Annotated in this window: 14 protein-coding genes; 11 read left to right on the plus strand and 3 right to left on the minus strand. The window is 39.9% G+C overall.

The window, feature by feature from the left end:
• Positions 1-155: 155 nt before the first annotated feature.
• Both FGL90_RS07485 and FGL90_RS07490 read left to right on the plus strand, forming a co-directional pair.
• Complete coding sequence (locus FGL90_RS07485; RefSeq protein ID WP_010620551.1) at positions 156-1,991, plus strand: APC family permease; 1,836 nt, start codon at positions 156-158, stop codon at positions 1,989-1,991.
• A 137-nt stretch (positions 1,992-2,128) separates the two neighbouring features.
• Complete coding sequence (locus FGL90_RS07490; protein WP_147657572.1) at positions 2,129-3,664, plus strand: multicopper oxidase family protein; 1,536 nt, start codon at positions 2,129-2,131, stop codon at positions 3,662-3,664.
• Between the two features lie 58 nt (positions 3,665-3,722).
• On the opposite strand, the gene FGL90_RS07495 is transcribed toward FGL90_RS07490, so the two are convergent.
• Together FGL90_RS07495 and FGL90_RS07500 are read right to left on the minus strand one after the other, a co-directional pair.
• Positions 3,723-4,505 carry an LrgB family protein gene (locus FGL90_RS07495; RefSeq protein WP_187240412.1) on the minus strand — a complete coding sequence of 261 codons (783 nt, stop codon included), beginning with the start codon at positions 4,503-4,505 and terminating at the stop codon, positions 3,723-3,725.
• A 47-nt stretch (positions 4,506-4,552) separates the two neighbouring features.
• On the minus strand, positions 4,553-4,990 hold the full coding sequence (locus tag FGL90_RS07500; protein WP_010620554.1) for a CidA/LrgA family protein: 438 nt from the start codon (positions 4,988-4,990) through the stop codon (positions 4,553-4,555).
• A 327-nt stretch (positions 4,991-5,317) separates the two neighbouring features.
• Between FGL90_RS07500 and FGL90_RS07505 the strand changes: the two genes are divergently transcribed.
• Entirely contained in the window at positions 5,318-6,424 is a 1,107-nt protein-coding gene (locus FGL90_RS07505) for a glycosyltransferase family 4 protein (RefSeq protein ID WP_010620555.1), read from the plus strand.
• 25 nt (positions 6,425-6,449) lie between these two features.
• On the opposite strand, the gene FGL90_RS07510 is transcribed toward FGL90_RS07505, so the two are convergent.
• A complete protein-coding gene (locus FGL90_RS07510) occupies positions 6,450-7,094 on the minus strand; it encodes a YigZ family protein (RefSeq protein WP_029327620.1) in 645 nt (214 codons plus the stop codon).
• 59 nt (positions 7,095-7,153) lie between these two features.
• Between FGL90_RS07510 and FGL90_RS07515 the strand changes: the two genes are divergently transcribed.
• From FGL90_RS07515 to FGL90_RS07550, 8 genes are all read left to right on the plus strand, one after another.
• Positions 7,154-8,506 (plus strand): DEAD/DEAH box helicase, encoded by a 1,353-nt coding sequence (locus tag FGL90_RS07515; protein WP_010620557.1) that lies wholly within the window; start codon positions 7,154-7,156, stop codon positions 8,504-8,506.
• Positions 8,507-8,666: 160 nt separating this feature from the next.
• The gene (locus FGL90_RS07520; RefSeq protein WP_170171912.1) at positions 8,667-9,188 is read left to right on the plus strand and encodes a ComF family protein; all 522 of its coding nucleotides are present in this window, start codon (positions 8,667-8,669) and stop codon (positions 9,186-9,188) included.
• 137 nt (positions 9,189-9,325) lie between these two features.
• The gene (gene hpf, locus FGL90_RS07525; protein WP_010620559.1) at positions 9,326-9,883 is read left to right on the plus strand and encodes a ribosome hibernation-promoting factor, HPF/YfiA family; all 558 of its coding nucleotides are present in this window, start codon (positions 9,326-9,328) and stop codon (positions 9,881-9,883) included.
• Positions 9,884-9,964: 81 nt separating this feature from the next.
• On the plus strand, positions 9,965-10,453 hold the full coding sequence (locus FGL90_RS07530) for a helix-turn-helix domain-containing protein (protein ID WP_147656485.1): 489 nt from the start codon (positions 9,965-9,967) through the stop codon (positions 10,451-10,453).
• An 8-nt stretch (positions 10,454-10,461) separates the two neighbouring features.
• A complete protein-coding gene (locus FGL90_RS07535; protein WP_235809393.1) occupies positions 10,462-11,322 on the plus strand; it encodes an IS3 family transposase in 861 nt (286 codons plus the stop codon).
• Positions 11,323-11,476: 154 nt separating this feature from the next.
• Entirely contained in the window at positions 11,477-13,840 is a 2,364-nt protein-coding gene (gene secA, locus FGL90_RS07540; RefSeq protein ID WP_010620560.1) for a preprotein translocase subunit SecA, read from the plus strand.
• Between the two features lie 55 nt (positions 13,841-13,895).
• A protein-coding gene (prfB, locus tag FGL90_RS07545) for a peptide chain release factor 2 (protein WP_187240413.1) occupies positions 13,896-15,012 on the plus strand; the annotation gives its coding sequence in 2 pieces (ribosomal slippage) (positions 13,896-13,967 and positions 13,969-15,012; 1,116 coding nt in all).
• Positions 15,013-15,099: 87 nt separating this feature from the next.
• A complete protein-coding gene (locus FGL90_RS07550) occupies positions 15,100-16,254 on the plus strand; it encodes a PDZ domain-containing protein (RefSeq protein WP_010620562.1) in 1,155 nt (384 codons plus the stop codon).
• Positions 16,255-16,275 lie beyond the last annotated feature (21 nt).

Raw genomic sequence — 16,275 nt, forward strand, 5'->3', positions numbered from 1 at the left:
TGACTTATGATGGCTATGTGTTGCTATTTCATTTATGTAAATTATTTATAGTATTGCATGCACAAAAGGAGTAAAATACTTTTGTTTCGTTGGACGATAAAGTCTGAAAATTAAGTTTGATATTAATGAAAATCAGTTTTCGAGGGAGTAGTAGTATGTGGCGATATCTTAAACGGATACTTATTGGTAAGCCGTTAAAAACAGCAGATGAAGGAGGACAAGCGCTCACAAAGTTTAAGGCGCTTGCACTACTTTCTTCAGACGCGTTATCATCTGTGGCGTATGGGACTGAACAAATTACGACGGTACTTATTACACTTTCAGCAGCGGCATTAATGTATCAATTATGGGTTGCTGCTTTGGTCTTGGTACTATTATTCGCAATTACATTGTCTTATCGACAGATTATTCACGCTTACCCAGATGGAGGGGGCGCCTATGTTGTTGCTAGTAAAAATTGGGGAACGTCAGCAGGATTAGTTGCTGGTGGATCACTGCTAGTTGACTACATGTTGACGGTTGCCGTTTCTGTTACTTCAGGAACCGAGGCCATTACCTCGGCGATTCCGAGTTTAAGTAGTGAGCGAGTTTTGATTGCCGTTTTAATTGTGATTGGCATCATGGCTCTTAATTTACGAGGATTACGTGATTCAGCTGCATTCTTGACCGTTCCCGTTTATCTCTTTATTGTCGTGATTATTGGGATGATTGTTTGGGGTGGTTATAATATTATGACCGGTCAAATCGTCTATCACGCGGCAGCAAGTGTCAATGCCCCAATTCAGGGGATGACAGCTGTCCTGTTCTTTAAGGCATTCTCATCTGGATCTTCATCACTAACAGGTGTTGAAGCCATTAGTAATGCGGTTCCTAACTTCCATAAGCCAAAGAGAAGAAACGCTGCAGCGACACTTTCAATAATGGCAGTTATCTTGGGTATCTTCTTCGCCGGCATCACCTATTTGAGTTACTACATGGGGATTCGGCCAAACGGAGAGCAAACCGTACTTTCACAAATTGGTGCGGGCGTCTTTGGTCACGGCATCATGTTCTATATCTTGCAATTATCAACTGCCTTAATTTTAGCGGTAGCTGCTAACACCGGATTCTCGGCATTTCCAATCCTTGCTTATAATTTGGCAAAGGACAAGTTCTTGCCGCATGCGTACTTAGACCGGGGAGATCGATTGGGCTATTCAAATGGTATTATTTCATTAGCATTTGGGGCCATCATTTTGATCTTGATATTCCATGGACAGACCAAACTATTGATTCCATTGTATGCAGTTGGCGTTTTCGTGCCATTTACTTTATCGCAATCAGGGATGATTATTCACTGGTTTAGAGAACGGGAGGGCGCTTGGCCATTAAAAGCGTTTATTAACTTTGTTGGGGCATTTATCTCCGTCATGTTAGTTATTTTCCTGTTCTTCCTTCATTTCAGCAATGTTTGGCCATATCTTATCGTGATGCCAGCAGTGCTATATCTGTTCTATCGAATCCACGCTCATTATAAAAATGTTGCGAAACAACTTAAAATTACAAAAGACACGGAAGATGCAGTCCATGAATATGATGGCGCAACCGTTATCGTATTGATTAGCAATGTGACTCGCGTGACCGCTGGCGCAATTAATTACGCTAAGTCAATTGGTGACTATGTCATTGCGATGCATGTTTCATTTGATGAAAATCCAACTAAGGAACATAAGACCGCAATCGAATTTAAGAAGGCTTATCCTGATATTCGATTTGTAGACATTCACTCGTCCTACCGGTCAATTACGACTCCAACGTTAAGATTCTGTGATGTCATTGCCAAACGGGCGGCTGAGCGAAACTTTACGACAACCGTCTTAGTTCCCCAGTTTGTTCCCCGACGACCATGGCAAAATATTCTGCATAACCAGACGTCGTTGCGGCTTAGGGCAATTTTAAATTCAAGAGAAAATATCATTGTTTCAACTTATAGTTATCATTTAAAGCAGTAATTTAAAGAGGAAATTTCGCAAATGCGAGATTTCCTCTTATTTTTTTAGAATAATTCTAATTTCCTCTTTATTAACCGTTTTCATTGTGTAAGAATGAGGGTGAGTTAGTTTCTTAAAGATGAAGGGATGACGATAAGATGACGAAAAAAACTTATACTGACTATTTCTTTGATGAACCTGCCTACAATACTCATGACGGTGGCTATGTGCCACTTGTTGAACCAGATACATCAGAGAACAAATTAGCAGTTCCAGAGCTTCTAAAACCGGATAAGGACACGGCAACGGATACCTATTATACGGTAGAGGCGTTGGCTGGTGAAACGCAGGTGTTACCGGGTGCAAAAACGAAGACCTGGGGATATAATACGAGCCTTTTAGGGAAAACCATTCTTTTCGAAAAAGGGAAGATGATTCATATTGATTTAAAAAACTCGCTACCCGAACTGACAACATTTCATTGGCATGGGTTAAATGTCCCTGGTCCATATGTAGATGGTGGTTGTCATGCGCCCGTTTATCCTGGCGAAACGAAGCATATTGATTTTAAGGTTATCCAACCTGCTGCTACTTTGTGGCTCCATGCGCATCCATGCCCATCGACAGCAGAGCAGGTTTGGCACGGATTAGCAGCACCGGTCATCGTGAAGGACGCAGAAGAGGCTAAATTACCATTTCCACGCAATTATGGCGTAGATGATATTCCAGTGGTTCTTCAAGACCGAAAATTCCACGAGGACAACCAGTGGGACTACAATGCTGATTATGATCCAGATGGTGTTCAAGGACCAACTGCGATGATTAACGGTACTGTAAATCCATATTTTGACGTGACAACTCAAAGAGTTAGACTGAGATTTTTAGATGGTGCTAACCGACGCGAATGGCGGTTGCATTTTAGTGATGACTTGGCATTTACACAGATTGCGTCAGATGGCGGAATTCTACCTGAACCCGTTAAGTTCACTCATTTAATGCTAACTTGTGCAGAACGAGCTGAAGTGATTGTTGATTTTAAAGACTACAAACCAGGATCAGAAGTCACACTTTATTCGGATGATGTTCCGATTATGAAGTTTAAGGTACATGAATTTAAACCAGATAGTGTCGAACTGCCAGATCATTTGGTTGATATTAATAATCCTGAAGTTACGCCTGATGCGCCAATTCATCACATTGTTATGTCGGGGATGGATGAAGAAGTGATGATGGACGATAAAAAATTTGGCATGCAGCGGATTGATTCAACCCAACAGCTTGGAAATGTTGAGTATTGGGATGTTACGAATACAAACGATATGGCAGGCGGTATGGTTCACCCTTATCACATGCATGGCACTCAATTTCTAGTTATTTCTCGAAATGGTCATGAACCTTATCCGAATGAACACGGGTATAAGGATACGGTTGGGGTTAATCCAGGAGAGACTGTGCGATTGAAGGTTTGGTTTGACTATGCTGGGGTCTTCATGTATCACTGTCACATCATCGAGCATGAAGATGGTGGCATGATGGCACAACTAGAAGTGATTGATCCAGAGCACCCACAAACTTATAAACTGATGGATCATCACACGTTGATGAAGGCCTTTGCCGAAGAGCGGGGAATAAAGGTTGAAGATCTTCATTTGGCGGGAATGACTTCCTACGAAAAAATGAATATGGATATGTAAATTATTATAAATCAAAAAAACTGCCATCACTGGCAGTTTTTTTGATTTCAATTATTGATTAATGGAAGATTCCCATCATTCTAGCAAACGTAGGAACAACAAGGTCAATAAAGATTGAGATAACAACAACGGCGATTGAAGCCATTGAACCTTGAATTGAACCTAATTGAACGGCTTTGGCAGTACCAACGGCGTGTCCTGCAGTTCCTAAACCAAGTCCTGCACCGACTGGATCGGCGTTTAAACGGAAGACCTTGATTAAGAATGATGCAAGAGCGTAGATGATAACAGCGTTCAAAATACATGCCATAGCGGTAACAGCGGTGTTACCACCAATTGCACCTGCAACTGGCATTGCAATAGCAGTGGTTGCGGCTTGCGTTAACATTGAAGCAGTTAACATGTTATTCAAACCGAAGAGTTTTGAAATACCAACGGTTAAGAATAATGAAATAATTAATCCAACAAATAATGATAGCACAATTTCAACCCAGAACCGCTTAACAACGTCATTACGACGATATAGCGGAACGGCGAAGGCAATAGTAGCAGGGTTCAAGAACCAGAATAGGATATCTCCACCTGGTTTGTAAGCTGCTTGGTAGAAGTAGGTTGTATCTACGTGGAACCATTTTGCCATGACAACTAATACTGCGATACCTAAAACCATACCAACGAATAGTGGTTGGAATAGGAAGAAACCTTTGCCGATCTTAAATAGCCATTGACCAATTAAGAATACGGCTAATGAAAGGAAAATACCGAAGAATGCTTGACCCAGATTCGCTCCCGTGTCAGGATTCTTAGCTAAGGCATTTCCAAGAAATGTAGCCCATGTCATTATAAATCATCCTTTTCTATAAGTGCGATTTTGTTAGTGCCAGATAACTATTCTTCAACGTGAGTATCACGATGGAATACGTGACGACTGATCCACATGAAACCAGCTGTAGTGTACGCAATTGAAAGTAACATAACGATGGTTACAAGAACAACGACACTAATGATCTGAACACCGGATTTTGCCATAATGTCAAGGGAAGCTGTTAATTGAATACCTGATGGGACGAATAAGAAGGCAATCAAACTAACTAAAAAGTCTGCCATCTTTTCAACTTGGTATAACTTAACAATCTTGGCACACAGCAGCACATAAAGAATAACTAATCCAAGTACTGGAGTTGGAACTGGGAATGTAGCTGGGAAAAGTGGTGATATTAAGCTAGAAACGAACAAAATGGCGCCAAAAATCCCCATTTGTTGCAAAATAGGAGCTGGTTCGTGCTCTTCAGTTGCAGGAGATTGTGTTTTAGCATTGCTAGCCATAATCAAACACTCCTTTCAAAAAATTTATTGTTAAGAGTTTTAGAAATCTTTCACAATCCAGGAATAATAATTGAAATCACAAAAAGTTCCAAAAGCTCTTGAACCTATTATATAAATAATGTGAAGCGATTACAAGAGGTGACATAAGTTGATTTGTGAAATTCACAAGATGACGCTGTCTCATAATCAAGCCACAAATGATATGGTGAGCTAATAAAACGTTTTATCAATTATTTTTATTAAAATTAATTTAGCTGAGGACAGAGTTGTTTTTACGAATTTTCATTTGTATAGTATAGTAAAGGAAATCGAAAAGAGAGGTTCGCCATGTTAAAATTTGAAATCATTGTTAGTCTATTTGCGACGATGATTGTGTCTGCAGTATTGACACCATTTGTTAGAAAATTTGCATTTATGATTGGCGCAGAAGATCGCCCGAACTCTCGAAGAGTTAATAAAATTCCAATGCCAACTTTAGGTGGCTTGGCTATTTTTATTGCGTATACATTTGCCACGATGGTACTCCTGCGAAATGCCATTCCACAACGACAGCTGTGGGGGGTCTTTGCGGGTGAGTGTGTGATTATCGCGACAGGGGTAATTGATGACGTATTCGTGCTAAAGCCCCGTCAAAAGATGCTGGGAATTTCAATTGCTGCCTTGGTCGTCTACTTTGGTGCCGGCTTAAAAATGACCAGTATCACGCTACCATTTATTGGGAGTTGGCAGATTGGTTGGCTGAGTTTACCGATTACTTGGCTCTGGATTGTTGCAATAACCAATGCCATTAATTTGATCGATGGACTAGACGGTCTGGCAACGGGGGTTTCAATTATTGCGTTAACGACGACCGGAATTACGGGATTTTTCTTCCTGAATGTCGCCAATACTTACGTTGCAATCATGATTTTTTCATTAGTGGCTGCAATGGTTGGATTCTTACCATATAATTTTTTCCCAGCCAGAATATATCTAGGAGATACTGGTGCACTTTTTATTGGGTTCATGATTTCAACATTTTCACTATATGGCCTTAAAAATGCGACTTTTATTTCGGTTATCATTCCAGTGATCATCTTAGGGGTTCCCATTACGGATACGGTTTATGCAATTTTGAGACGGATGCTGAATCGACAGCCAATTACGCATGCGGATAAGCATCATTTACACCACCGTTTAATGCAAATAGGGCTTACGCATCGGCAAACGGTTCTTGTTATTTATGGAATTGCACTCATTTTCTCGTTTATTTCATTATTATATCCAATCTCAACCATTTGGGGGTCCGTCTTACTGACCATCGCCATTCTAATTGGATTGGAATTGTTTGTTGAAGCAATCGGATTAGTTGGAACGGATCGGCAACCGTTTTTAAATTGGATTAAACGTATTGTGAAGAGCATGACGTCTAGAGATTCAAATGACAAAAAGTAGGATTGGCACTTTAAAAGTGCGAATCCTACTTTTTTTGGTCATATGGTCTTTCTTGATATCGTTCTTTGCCCGTCGAAATTTTGACATTACCAGCCAGTAAACTCGTTATATCCGATTTAATTGTTTCAATACTGTCTTTATCTACGTAAATTGATAACTTCACGATCACGCTAAATTCTGGTGGATCAGAATTTAGGTCGTTTTTTTTGAGGTAGTAAGCGAGTTTCTCATATGATGAGTAATCGGTGACCAGCTGAAGTTCCGTTTGAATAACGCGTTCAACAATCCCAATTTCACGGATGCCATTAGAAGCGGAGTTACTGTAAGCACGAATCAAGCCGCCTGCACCAAGTTTGATACCCCCAAAATATCTCGTAACGACAGCGACGAGGTTATGGAGATTTTCCTGTTGCAGGACATTTAGGATTGGTACGCCAGCGGTCCCAGACGGCTCACCATCATCACTTTCTCGTTGAATATGATTATCGTCACCAATCATGTAAGCATAACAATTATGATTGGCTTTAGGATTCTGTTGGGCAACGTTAGCGATGAACTGCCGGGTCTCTGCCTCATCAGTTACTTGTGCGATTGAACAGAGGAATCGTGATTTTTTGATTTCCAGTTCTGCGGTTCCGGTTTGTTTAATTGTAAGAAAAGGTTCCAAAATAACGCCTCGATTCGTTTAAATGTTCTCGTATTTCGTATTTGTCATTGAGGTGACAATTTATGAAAATTGCAGATCTTTACGGCAGGCAACTTTTATCAACAGAAGTGCCCACTGAGTTATTACAAACGGCAAAAGGTTTGACCGTTCGTTCAGCAATGAAGGCTGAGGGAAACTGGGTTATTTGTAATCGGTGTGGCTCAGCTCGGCCTAAATCGGCTTGTGCGCTACCAGGAGGAGTTTATTACTGTGCTGAATGCATTCAGCTTGGTCGCGTGAGCACAACGCTTTCTTTAATTTCGGCAAGTGAACCTAACAAATTTAAGAAATATGACAATGACGTTCTTACCTGGGATGGCAATTTATCGGACATTCAGGCCCAATGTTCTAAGAATATCCTAACAGTTTTTCAGCAACGAAAACAACATTTACTTTGGGCGGTTACTGGCGCCGGTAAGACTGAGATGTTGTTTGAAGGTCTCGACTGGGCACTTGGTCAAGGACTCAGGGTGGCAGTTGCTTCGCCCAGAATTGACGTTTGTAATGAACTATTTCCAAGGTTTGTGGAAGCATTTAAAAATACTGAGATACAGCTCCTCCATGGGCGAAATGATTCTCCCTACAAATATTGCCAATTTACGGTTTGTACGACCCATCAATTGCTACGCTTTTATGAAGCGTTTGATGTTTTAATTATTGATGAAGTAGATGCTTTTCCATTTGCTCAGAATGAAGGGTTATTGTACGCAGCAAAACATGCAAAAAAGCGGGAGGGAGCCCTATTATTTTTGACGGCGACTCCTGGTGAATCGCTTCTAAAACAAATTAAGACAGGAAGATTAGGCATTAGTTATTTACCATTAAGGTATCATGGGCATCTACTACCAACGATTAAGTGTAAAACGACGCCTAGCTGGAAATTAAAGTTAAAGAAGGAAAAGCTACCAAATTCGCTGATTTTCCAAATTAAACTAAGGCTGAAAAAGAAAATCAGATTTTTATTATTTGTTCCTCATGTCGAACAATTGAAACAAGTACAACAAATTTTGCACAAGCAGTTACCAGGAGAAAAAATTGTAACGGTTCATGCTGCAGACGAAAAACGAATTGAAAAGGTCCAGATGATGCGTCAAAACGAAATTAACTTTCTGATCACGACAACGATATTGGAACGAGGTGTCACTTTTCCTGGAATCGACGTATTTGTGTTAGGCGCCGATGACGACGTATTTTCAAGCGCAGCGTTGGTCCAGATTGCTGGTAGGGTTGGTAGGAAGATAGATCGGCCAACCGGTGACGTTATTTTTTGGTGTGGTGGCTATTCAAAGAATGTGTTAGAAGCGATTAAACAAATTCGATACGTTAATCGAAAAGGATTAATCCTATTGAAGCAGCGGTCAACTTCTGATGACTAAAAATGACTGTGTTTTGTGTCATCGACCCGTTAATTTTTCGATTGGGCTGATTGATCTAATGTTACCCGTTAAAATTAATGAACCAACCTGTTGTGATCGCTGTTGTCGGCGATTTGAATTAATCAATCAGAAACAGGCTTGTCCAGACTGTGGGCGAAAAATGAAAAAAAGAGAACTTTGTCATGATTGCGTCAAATGGAATTCGCAGAGCAGCTTGGATTTTAAAAACAGCGCTTGTTTTGTGTACAATGATGAAATGAAAAAATTTATGCAACAGTATAAGTTTGCGGGGGACTATCAATTAGCCAAAGTATTTCGGGCACAATTTATGAAGAAAATTAAGAAGTCAAAAATTGATTTGATTGTGCCAATTCCAATTGATGCAGACACGATGGTTACTAGAGGATTTAATCAGGTTGTTGGATTGACGACTGGCCAGCATTTAACCAGTGCACTGGAAGTACGGGCGGATATTCATAAGGCTCGTCAATCGAGTAAAAATCGACGTTCTCGCATGGAGACTGTTCAACCCTTTAGGCTCGTAAATCCGGAGTTGGTTGCCAACAAACGGGTGTTGATTCTAGATGATGTTTACACAACCGGGAGAACAATCAGACATGCTGCAGCATTAATGTATGAAGCCGGGGCAAGTGAAGTTCAAGGAAATACTTTAGCCCGATAAATAAAAAGTTTTGGGCAAATAATTGTTAAATATAGCGCTTTCTATTATAATGAAAATAAGAAAAGCAATTGAAGAGTGGTCCTTCGGTTGTTGTTCTAACCAAGCTAGATTGCTTGTGTTGAAGGGAGAGAAGTTTTATGCTCACATTTAATATTCGTGGAGAAAACATCGAGGTTACTAACGCTATTAGAGATTATGTCGAAAAGCGACTTAATAAGCTCGAGAAATACTTCGAAAAGAACGTAGACTCAACTGCTCATGTCAATTTGAAAGTTTATCAAAACAAGACAGCTAAGGTCGAGGTAACCATTCCGTTACCATATTTGACTTTAAGAGCAGAGGAAACTTCACCAGATCTTTACGCAAGCGTTGATTTAGTCACTGATAAGTTGGAACGTCAGATTCGTAAATATAAGACCAAGATCAACCGTAAGTCTCGTGAAAAAGGATTTAAGAACCTTGATTTTGCGCCACAATCCGAGGAAGACAGTTCTAACGAGGACGAGAAGGCAATCGAGGTTGTTCGTACAAAGCGAGTTTCATTAAAGCCAATGGACAATGAAGAAGCTATCCTACAAATGGACATGCTGGGACATGATTTCTTTGTTTATGAAGATTCAGATACGAATGGCGTAAGTATCGTCTATCGTCGTAATGACGGGCGTTATGGATTAATTGAAGCAAGTGAAGAATAACGATTTTAAAAAGTCTGAAGCAATTTTGTTTCTGAAGTGAACCCCGATAATTGGAGAAATCCAAATTATCGGGGTTTTACTATGTTTTCAAAAAAAATAAAATTACAGGCTATTCTAGAATTAGCACAGGGCCTTCCACCAAGCTATATCAATAAAAAGTACGGAATTAAAGGGTCTGCGACTATATATGAGTGGAAACGTCATTTTAATCAGTTTGGTGTGGAGAGTTTCCAAGACAAACAGACCAAGACTTACTTTGATTATTCGTTTAAAATGAAAGTAATTAAATGGCGTTTCAATCAAAGAGCCTCTTATCCTGAAACTGCGAAGCAGTTTAAAATCAAGCATCCAGCTGTAATCTGGCAATGGGAAAAAGCTTTTAAAGAAGGACGCCTCAATATTGATCAAAGGCGGTCGAAATTAATGTCCAATAAAGATGTAGAAAAGAAATCTAAAGAACAGCTAGCAGAAGAAAATCGTGTGTTAAGGGTTCGGGTGGCTTATCTGGAAAAATTGCACGCCTTGGCTCAGAAGAAGAAAGACTTACAAACCAAGAAAAAGCGCAAATAGTTACTGAGCTGAGGCGAGAATTAAACGAACAACTAAGCTTTATCCTCAAAGTTATTAATATGGCTAGTAGTAGCTTTCACTACGCCCTTGGGCGTAAAGATGACTCTAAATATCCGCACAAATTAGTAGCTGAAATCCTCCAGATTAGATTGGATAATCCTGACTTTGGCTATCGCACTGTAACTGCCGAATTAAAAAATAGAGGCAAGAGAATTAATCATAAGGTCGTACTCAAAATCATGAAGCAGAACAACGTTCTCTGTCATGCCTTTGATAGGAAAACCAGGAAGTATAACTCATATAGAGGAACTGTGGGCAAACTAGCTAAGAATAAATTAAAGCGTAGATTCAATACGAATCGACCTTATCAAAAAGTAGTCACCGATGTTACTGAATTAAGATGGGGAACCAGTTCCACTAATGAACGAGCTTACTTCACCGCTTTTGTGGATTTATTTAGTAATGAGATATTGTCTTGGAACCTTGGGCTTAGCCCAAATGTGGATTTTGTTACAACTCCATTGAAAGATTTAATCAAATCAAAGCCACAACTACCATATAAGATGCTGATTCATTCAGATCAGGGATTTCAATATCAGAATCGTAGCTATGTTTCAAAGTTAAAAGAAAACCACATCATCCAAAGTATGAGTCGCAAAGCGACATGCCTGGATAATGCGGTTGTTGAAAGCTTTTTCCATATTCTAAAAGTTGGAACAGTGCATAATAATCATTATGCCTCTTACGAAGAGCTTAAAATCGGCATTACCAAATATGTGGACTATTACAACAATAAGAGAATTAGAACAAAATTGGCTGGAAAGACCCCGGTTCAATACCGAGAGCTTTCCAACCAATTCAGTGCTTAAAATTAACTCCAATATTTGGGGTTCACTTCATTCAGACTTTTTTGTATCTTTTGACCAGATAGTTTTAAATACTGCTTATTAATGTTAAAATATAGCTTAGTTTGTTTTAATGAGATTTTTATGAACGTAGTAATAAGTAGAAGGGATTTAACTAATGGCTAACATTTTAAAAAAATGGGTTGAAAGCGATGCACGTGAACTTAAACGCCTAAGCAAATTGGCTGATGAGGTTAACGTATTTTCAAAACAATACGAAGACTTGTCGGATGACGACCTCAAAGCAAAAACACCAGAATTAAAACAACGTTATCAAGATGGTGAAACACTTGATGACTTACTACCAGAAGCCTTTGCGGTAGCCCGTGAAGGTGCAAAACGAGTACTTGGACTTTATCCTTTCCATGTTCAAATTATGGGTGGGATTGTCCTTCATGAGGGTAACATTTCCGAAATGAAAACTGGTGAAGGTAAAACCTTGACCGCTACCATGCCGGTTTATCTCAACGCCTTAGCTGGCGAAGGGGTCCACGTTGTGACGGTTAATGAATATCTTTCAGAACGTGATGCAACTGAAATGGGTGAATTGTATAACTGGTTAGGATTAACTGTTGGGTTGAACTCCGCCCAAAAGGAACCAGAAGCTAAACGAGAAGCCTACAATTGCGATATTACTTATTCAACCAACAGTGAAATTGGATTTGATTATCTTCGGGACAACATGGTTGTCTACAAAGAAGATAGAGTTCAACGTCCATTGAGCTTTGCAATTGTCGATGAAGTTGATTCAATTTTGATTGATGAGGCTCGGACACCACTGATTATTTCTGGGCAGTCTCAAGGAACGACTCAGCTCTACGAACGGACAGATCGTTTTGCTAAAACGCTCCATGAAAACGATGACTTTAAGATTGATTTGGAGTCAAAGACCGTTTCTTTAAATGAACAGGGAATTTCTAAGGCTGAAAAGTATTTCAACTTAAAGAACCTTTATGATACTGATAACACAGCCTTAACCCACCATTTGGATCAAGCGCTACGTGCCAATTTCATTATGTTGCGTGATAAGGATTACGTTGTTTCAGATGGTGAAGTCTTGATTGTGGATTCCTTTACGGGACGTGTCATGGAAGGCCGTCGATATTCTGACGGACTTCACCAAGCAATCGAAGCTAAAGAAGCTGTTGAAATCCAAGAGGAAAGTAAGACGATGGCAAACATCACTTACCAAAACCTCTTCAGAATGTATAAAAAGCTTTCAGGTATGACGGGTACAGCTCGAACTGAAATGGAAGAGTTCCGTGAAATTTATAATATGGAAGTTGTGACTGTTCCAACAAACAAGCCAGTTATTCGGATTGATGAACCTGATGTTCTTTATCCATCATTGGAGTCTAAGTTTGAGGCAGTTATCAGCAAGATTAAGGAACTGCATACCAAAGGCCAACCGATGTTAATTGGTACTGTTGCAGTTGAAACTTCTGAGTACTTATCTCAACGACTCGATGAAGAAGAAATTCCTCACGTTGTCTTGAATGCGAAGAATCATGCTAAAGAAGCTGAAATCATTATGAATGCCGGTCAACGGGGTGCAGTTACGATTGCAACCAACATGGCCGGTCGTGGGACTGATATTAAATTAGGACCCGGTGTTCGTGAAGTCGGCGGCTTAGCTGTTATTGGTACTGAACGACATGAATCACGTCGTATCGATAATCAGCTTCGTGGCCGTTCTGGCCGTCAAGGTGATCCTGGTATGACTCAGTTTTATCTGTCATTGGAAGATGATTTGATGCGTCGATTCGGATCAGATAGAATCAAGAACTTCCTTGAGAGAATGAATGTTGATGGCGAACAAGCTGTCATCAGAAGCCGGATGATTACGAAACAAGTTGAATCAGCTCAGAAACGGGTTGAAGGTAATAACTACGATTCACGTAAGAACGTGCTTCAATATGACGATGTGATGCGTGAGCAACGTGAAGTTGTTTATAAGCAGCGTTCATTGGTTATCGATGAAGATACAGACCTTAAGTGGGTTATTATCCCAATGATTGAGCGAACTGTTGAACGGGTGGTTAACTTACACACTCAAGGAGAAGAGAAAGATTGGGATTTAAGTACAATCCTTGATTTTGCAATTTCCGCAATGGTCAGTCCTGAAGAAATTAGTTTAGATGACTTTAAGGGTAAGAACGCAGATGAAATTAAGTCTTACTTAATGGATATTGCAAACAAAGTTTATGATGAAAAGAAGAAACAATTGTATGATCCAGCTCAAATGCTAGAATTTGAAAAGGTTGTTATTCTTCGAGTTGTTGATTCACACTGGACAGATCACATTGATGCAATGGATCAATTGCGTCAATCGATTGGTCTTCGTGGATATGGTCAATTGAACCCATTGGTTGAATACCAACAAGATGGTTATCGGATGTTTGAAGAAATTATTTCGGATATCGATTACGATGCAACACGACTTTTCATGAAGTCAGAAATTCGTCAAAATATTACGAGATAACACAAAACGACATGATGGGGTATCCATTATGTCGTTTTTTAAGGAGTAGATAATAATGGAATTAAGTGACGCAAAAAAACAATTACAAGCTATCCAACAAGAAATTGATGGCTTTAGGGGGTCGCTTTGACTTAGATTCTCTAAGTGAAAGCATCTCGGTGAATGAAAGTAAAATGACTGAACCGCATTTTTGGGATGATCAGCGAAGTGCTCAAGGTTTAATCGATGAAACGAATGATTTGAAGAAAAAGTTTGACGATTTTCATAAATTGACCACCGATTTGGATGATGTAAACGTTCTGTTGGAACTATTAATGGACGATCCTGATGATGAGATGTGGACTGAATTTGAAGAAAAGCTTGCCAAATTGCAAGAAAATTTACAGGCATATCGACTGGCTCAATTATTGAACGGACAATACGATAAGAACAACGCTATTTTGGAAATTCATCCGGGAGCTGGTGGAACAGAGTCGCAAGATTGGGGATCCATGCTTCTTAGAATGTATACCAGATGGTCAGAGAAGCACCATTTCGCGGTTGAGACAGTAGATTATCAACCAGGAGATGTTGCCGGCATTAATAGTGTGACCTTATTAATCAAGGGACATAATGCGTACGGCTACTTAAGGTCGGAAAAAGGAGTTCACCGCCTTGTTCGGCTTTCGCCTTTTGACTCAGCGGGTAGGCGACATACCTCATTTGCGTCAGTTGATGTTTTGCCAGAACTAGATGATTCGGTTGATATTGAAATCAATCCAGCAGATCTGCGGGTCGACGTCTATCGGGCGAGTGGTGCAGGTGGTCAACACGTTAATAAGACTTCTTCAGCGGTTAGAATTACCCATGAGCCAACTGGAATTGTCGTGGCCAGTCAGGCTCAACGTTCGCAACTACAAAACCGTCAAACGGCAATGAATATGCTGAAGGCAAAATTGTACGAATTGGAAGAATCAAAAAAAGCGAAAGAGAAAGCTGCTCTTGAAGGCGTTCAACTTGATATTGGGTGGGGATCTCAAATTAGGTCTTACGTCTTTCATCCGTATTCGATGGTTAAGGATCATCGGACCAATCAGGAAACTGCAAATGTGCAAGGGGTCATGGATGGTGATTTAGATCCATTTATTGATGCTTACTTACAGTTTCAGTTGGGTAAAGAAAATCCAGATTAACAAGAAGTATATCGTTACAATGCGATATAATAAGATAACCGAGAGTTTCTTAACTCGGTTTACATAGAAAAATTATGGGGGAAAATAATGACCATTTGGTGGATTATACTAATATTCTTTTGTCAGCCTGTTTTGTGGGTTGGGCTTTTACGAACTTGGCTGTCAGCTAGGGGACGAATAAAGCGAGAACGAAAAGACTTTAGAAGTGCAGTTTTTAGCGAAGAATTTGAAATTCGACACTTTTTACTATGGGGCATTCTATTAGGGATAGTTGCCTCCGTTATTTCAGTTGTTGTTGGCTTAACATTACCGATTTGGTTCATCATGATTTATGAATTTGTGACGTTACTCGCTTTGCTGCTTTTACCTGGGGTTCTTGCACCTGTGTTAGGGGTCAGTTTTGCAGCACTATTGATGTGGGCTTCAAACTACTTCAACTTTAACCCACTCGATGCTGTTAATTTGCCATTCGGCTTAACAAATGCAACCGCTAACCCAGCTAATTTCTTAATCCTTTTGACGCTGATTATTTTGCTAACCAGCTGGTTTCTTTCGCGAGTTGGTGGTCGTAATCCTTCTCCAAAAATATATCCGAAACGCCGGGGACGATTAGTGGGCGGCTATCCTTTTAAAGAATTACTTATCGTACCGACCTTGATGTTAGTTCCTGGGGACTGGATTAGTGTTCATATACCATTTTGGCCAGTTTTTAATATTGCTGGGCATCCGATTAGTTTTTTATTGATACCAATATTGATTGGATTCCGAATGACCATCTTTAGACAACTTCCTAAGAAAGCTTTGCAGGTTCTCAGTCGTCAGCAATTGTTGGTTGGACTACTTGGAATTATTTTATCCGCTATTAATTATTTTGTGGCTGGAATCGCATGGTATTCTATCCTGCTACTATTTGTGGTCTACTGCTTCACCTTTATCAGAGCAAAGTGGTTTGATCGTCATCAGTCGTTCTGGTATTCAAAAACTGATGAGGGAGTTCGAATACTTGGAATTAAGCCTGGGACGCCCGCTGCTAAAATGAATCTCGTTGTAGGGGATATCATTTTAGAATGTAACCATCAGTCGGTCACCTCAGAAACTGAATTATATGGTGCCCTGTTACTGAACCCAACGTATTGTCATTTGAGGGTTAAGGGGCATGATGGCCAATTTAACATCACTGAAACGGCCATTTTTACGGATTCACCCCATGAAATTGGGCTTGTGATTTTTAAAGATAACTAAACGTTATAAAAATTGCCTAAA

The sequence above is a fragment of the Secundilactobacillus malefermentans genome, from assembly GCF_008033155.1.
GTDB classification, from domain to species: domain Bacteria; phylum Bacillota; class Bacilli; order Lactobacillales; family Lactobacillaceae; genus Secundilactobacillus; species Secundilactobacillus malefermentans.

Excerpts from the sequence above, each read along its gene's own strand:
- FGL90_RS07485 (WP_010620551.1), top strand. The coding sequence starts at position 156 with ATGTGGCGATATCTTAAACGGATACTTATTGGTAAGCCGTTAAAAACA.
- FGL90_RS07490 (WP_147657572.1), top strand. The coding sequence starts at position 2,129 with ATGACGAAAAAAACTTATACTGACTATTTCTTTGATGAACCTGCCTAC.
- FGL90_RS07495 (WP_187240412.1), bottom strand. The coding sequence starts at position 4,505 with ATGACATGGGCTACATTTCTTGGAAATGCCTTAGCTAAGAATCCTGAC.
- FGL90_RS07500 (WP_010620554.1), bottom strand. The coding sequence starts at position 4,990 with ATGGCTAGCAATGCTAAAACACAATCTCCTGCAACTGAAGAGCACGAA.
- FGL90_RS07505 (WP_010620555.1), top strand. The coding sequence starts at position 5,318 with ATGTTAAAATTTGAAATCATTGTTAGTCTATTTGCGACGATGATTGTG.
- FGL90_RS07515 (WP_010620557.1), top strand. The coding sequence starts at position 7,154 with ATGAAAATTGCAGATCTTTACGGCAGGCAACTTTTATCAACAGAAGTG.
- FGL90_RS07520 (WP_170171912.1), top strand. The coding sequence starts at position 8,667 with ATGAAAAAAAGAGAACTTTGTCATGATTGCGTCAAATGGAATTCGCAG.
- hpf (WP_010620559.1), top strand. The coding sequence starts at position 9,326 with ATGCTCACATTTAATATTCGTGGAGAAAACATCGAGGTTACTAACGCT.
- FGL90_RS07530 (WP_147656485.1), top strand. The coding sequence starts at position 9,965 with ATGTTTTCAAAAAAAATAAAATTACAGGCTATTCTAGAATTAGCACAG.
- secA (WP_010620560.1), top strand. The coding sequence starts at position 11,477 with ATGGCTAACATTTTAAAAAAATGGGTTGAAAGCGATGCACGTGAACTT.
- FGL90_RS07550 (WP_010620562.1), top strand. The coding sequence starts at position 15,100 with ATGACCATTTGGTGGATTATACTAATATTCTTTTGTCAGCCTGTTTTG.